We start from the raw sequence: 3,679 nt of genomic DNA, 5'->3' as shown, positions 1-3,679 counted from the left end.
GCAGTAGCGGCGCGCCTGCGGCAATCCACCGTCCTCCCCCGGACGACGAGCTGTTGCACAATCCCCCGCCGAGCCCGGCGCCAGACCGGGCCATCGCTTCGCCTGCGCGTGTAGACCTGACCCGGGTCCCCGGACCCTCCAGCGAGGTTTACCCAATGAGCATCACCTCCAGCGGCATCTGCGCCGCCGCCGACCAGCTCAACGGCTTCGTCGGCTTCAACACCAAGACCGGGCGGCACATCGTGCGCTTCAGCGAGGACTCGTTCGGCATGGATGTGGACAACGACAGCATCATGCCGGCCTGCGAATTCGTCTGGCAGCCCCATGGCGACCGCACCATGACCCTCAAGCGTGAGCTGATCCAGCTGCTGCTGGAGCAGAACATCGACGATCGCCTCAACGTCACCGAGCCCCTGCGCGTCTACATGCGCCGCAAGGACCTGCCGGAAATCACCGCCGAGCGCCAGCTCAAGCCGTCCACCCTGACGGCCTGAGCCGTGCCCCGCGTCGCCCGGCGCCGTCGGGCCCGCCCAGCGCCCGGCCGACGCCGCCTGCCCGAGCCCCCTGGATGGCCATTGAAAAGGCAGGCGAGGCGGCGCGGCCGTTCTTCGACAGCGGCTAGACCTTGATCACCACCGCCGGCTGGGGCACGCCGTCGGCATCCAGCTCGTAGCAATAGGCCTCCTTGAGATCGGCCTTGCCGCTGTCGGTGTAGACCAGCAGGCGCTTGCCGTCGGTGCGGGTCTTGACCAGGCCGTAGGCACTGCGGCTGAAGGCGAAGAAGTCGCCGCGCTTCTCCGCCTTTTCCTTGTCGGAAAGATGCGCCCAGCCCTCCAGGCGGAAGAAGGCCACCAGCTCGGTCACGAACACCAGTGGCTCGTCCACCCGCGAGTAGCGGCCGAGCGCGCCCATCAGGGTGGCGCGGGGGTGGATGTACTCGTTCATCGGGTCATCACCGCTGGAGACGATGTTGACGATGGACTCGACGCGCTTGAAGAAGCCGCCGGAGAAGTCCGCCGAGCCGTGGTGCGGCACCTTGAAGACCTCCGCGCGCAGGTCGATCTCGCCGGCGTCGTGCTGGCGCGCCAGGGTACGCCCGGCTTCGTCGTTGAGGTCACCGCAGAACAGGTAGTTGAAGCCGCCATAGCGCAGGCGGAAGACGATCGAATGGCCATTGATGGTGTGCGAGGCGGAAAAACCGGCGAACCCCTCGGCACCGATGTCGAGGGACTCGTGGCCGACACGCGGCCCGGAAGGCGTGCTGCCGAGGAACGGCAGGCCGCTCGCCCCGCCGGCCTCGCTGAGCAGCGGGCCGAGCACCTGCACGTCGATGTCCTCGTCACGCAGGAAATCGAAGGCGTCGTGCTGGCCCTCGGACAGGCGGCGGAACTCGATGCCGGGGTGCCCCAGCTGCGCGGCCCGTGCCTGCCAGGCCTCCAGCGCCTTGCGCCAGGCGCGGAAGTCGGTGTTCATCGCCTCGGCCGGGACTTGCAGCGGGCTGTCCAGCAGCGGCGTGAGCAGCTTGATGCCGTCGGCGTCGAGGGTGGGGCCGAGCAGCTCGGTTTCCTTGCGCCTGGTCTTCGAGCGCTTGACCAGGCCGTTGTGGTAGATGCGCCGGGGCTCGATGAACAGGCGCTTGCGCGGTTCGGCGTTGGTCTCCGAGCGCTGGATCTGGGTCAGGCCGGAAAAGTGGTCGGCATCGCCATGGGTGACCAGGATGCAATCGATCGCCTTGGGTGCCTCGGCGCGGGAACCGCGATAACGCGCGGCCAGGTAGCGCGCGAACATCTGGTTGTCGCCACCATCCACCAGCATCACCTTGCCGCCGGGGGTCTCGATCACCGCGCCATCGCCCTGCTGCACGTCGACGAAGTTGACCTTGAGCACCCGGCTGTCCGCCCGCGGGATCACCAGGTCGGCCGGTTTCAACCGACGCCCGTTGCGGCGCGCGGACTTAGGCGGTACCAGCCAGGCCTCGGTGGCGACCGGCAGGATGCTGCCGTCGGAGCGCTCCTGGTAGGTATGGGTGGCGATGCGCAGGTGGGTGTCGGTCACCTCCAGCACATCGACGTAGTCGCCCCAGGCCAGGGTGTAGAGCAGCTTGCCGGCCTTGGGGGCGTCGTAGACGTTGGCCAGGTCGACGGCAAGCACGGCGGCGGTGGTGGTCATGCTCAGGCTCCTTTTGCGCATGCTGGGCGCGCAGGAGCATAGAAGAGCGGTGGGCAAGCTGCCGCCGGCACGGCCAGGTCCCGACGAAGGTCGGGAGCGCTCAGTCGTCGGCGGCGGGGTCGAGGCCAGGGAACAGCACCTCGGTGAAGCCGAACCTGGAGAAATCGGTGATGCGCGAGGGATACAGGCGGCCGATCAGGTGATCGCATTCGTGCTGCACCACCCGCGCATGGAAACCCTCGACGCTGCGGTCGATCGGCCTGCCCTCGGGGTCGAGGCCCTGGTAGCGGATCGCCCGGTGGCGGTTCACCACCCCACGCAGGCCGGGCACCGAGAGGCAGCCTTCCCACCCCTCCTCCAGCGCCTCGCCCAGGGGCGTGATGACCGGGTTCAGGAGAATGGTGGGCGGCACCGGCGGTGCGTCGGGATACCGCTCGCTGCGCTCGAAGCCGAAGATCACCAGTTGCAGGTCGACGCCGATCTGCGGTGCGGCCAGGCCGACGCCGCCGACATGCTCCATGGTCTCGAACATGTCGGCGATCAGGCGCCGCAATTCATCGCTGCCAACGAGTTCGGCAGGCACCGGAGGGGCGATGCGCAGCAGGCGCGGATCCCCCATCCTGAGGATTTCTCGGATCATCGGTCACTCTCCGTAGGGCCGTTGAAAGGAGCGGATGAAGCCAGCAACCACGCGGCTTTGCAAGGTTCCAGCGCAACGCGACGGGCAAGCGGGACGGCAGCCGGCGAAAGCCTTTTGGCGAGATGCGAATAAAACTGTAGGCAATCCCCGCGAGGACGGGTATGGTGTTGCGCACTGTGCTGCATGTGTCACCGTAAATCGATCCACGGTTTCAACCTTCGATTTATCCACTCTTTGCGCTCAGTCCGGCCTGGAAAGTTCCAACGCCGTGTCAACTTTGTTCAAGGAGTTTCAAAATGGCTGATCGTCAAACTGGCACCGTCAAGTGGTTCAACGATGAAAAAGGCTTCGGCTTCATCACCACCGATAACGGCCCGGACCTGTTCGTTCACTACCGCTCCATCCAGAGCGCCGGCTTCAAAAGCCTGAAGGAAGGCCAGAAGGTTTCCTTCATCGCCGTGCAAGGCCAGAAGGGCATGCAAGCCGACGAAGTACAAGTGATCTGATCACTGCCGTACAAGGAAACCGGCCTTCGGGCCGGTTTTTTTTTCAGGGTATTTTCTTCACCGCCGAGCCCTGCGGCACTGTCCTTGAAAAGGAGCCCCCATGCGTATCAAGAACTCCCACAGTAGCAAGCCCAAGGCCCCGCCCGCCGTCGAGACCAGCGAGTCGATCGCCGAGCAGGTCGCTGCCTTCCTGAAGTCCGGTGGTGAAATCCAGAAGATCGCCAAGGGCGTCAGTGGCCAAGGCGCTCCGAGCCGCCACATCCGTATCGGCAAGTAACGTCCTTCCGCGCCCCCTGGCGAGTGAGCCCGCTCATTCGCCGGGCGCAGCTTCGACACCGCGCCATACCCTCCCCGCTGCCTCCCC

At 66.1% G+C, this 3,679-nt stretch carries 5 protein-coding genes; 3 read left to right on the top strand and 2 right to left on the bottom strand.

Translation table 11 applies throughout. The annotated features are described in order from the left end of the window. Positions 1-155 precede the first annotated feature (155 nt). Positions 156-494 carry a DUF2025 family protein gene (locus DMX10_RS31925; RefSeq protein WP_111264850.1) on the top strand — a complete coding sequence of 113 codons (339 nt, stop codon included), beginning with the start codon at positions 156-158 and terminating at the stop codon, positions 492-494. A gap of 124 nt (positions 495-618) precedes the next feature. Here the strand turns inward: DMX10_RS31925 and DMX10_RS31920 are convergent, their stop codons facing one another. Together DMX10_RS31920 and def are read right to left on the bottom strand one after the other, a co-directional pair. Further along, positions 619-2,169: a ComEC/Rec2 family competence protein gene (locus DMX10_RS31920; RefSeq protein ID WP_111264849.1), complete on the bottom strand. Its 1,551-nt coding sequence runs from the start codon at positions 2,167-2,169 to the stop codon at positions 619-621. A 100-nt stretch (positions 2,170-2,269) separates the two neighbouring features. After that, on the bottom strand, positions 2,270-2,809 hold the full coding sequence (gene def / locus DMX10_RS31915) for a peptide deformylase (protein ID WP_111264848.1): 540 nt from the start codon (positions 2,807-2,809) through the stop codon (positions 2,270-2,272). A 296-nt stretch (positions 2,810-3,105) separates the two neighbouring features. Between def and DMX10_RS31910 the strand changes: the two genes are divergently transcribed. Together DMX10_RS31910 and DMX10_RS33045 are read left to right on the top strand one after the other, a co-directional pair. Next, positions 3,106-3,315 carry a cold-shock protein gene (locus tag DMX10_RS31910; RefSeq protein ID WP_021216916.1) on the top strand — a complete coding sequence of 70 codons (210 nt, stop codon included), beginning with the start codon at positions 3,106-3,108 and terminating at the stop codon, positions 3,313-3,315. Between the two features lie 100 nt (positions 3,316-3,415). Beyond that, positions 3,416-3,592: a hypothetical protein gene (locus DMX10_RS33045; protein ID WP_178083039.1), complete on the top strand. Its 177-nt coding sequence runs from the start codon at positions 3,416-3,418 to the stop codon at positions 3,590-3,592. Positions 3,593-3,679: the final 87 nt, after the last annotated feature.

The organism is Pseudomonas sp. 57B-090624, assembly GCF_003234055.1.
Classification (GTDB): domain Bacteria; phylum Pseudomonadota; class Gammaproteobacteria; order Pseudomonadales; family Pseudomonadaceae; genus Metapseudomonas; species Metapseudomonas tohonis.
The sequence above is the reverse complement of the archived record's forward strand: the minus strand, read 5'-3'. Positions and strand labels throughout refer to the sequence as shown.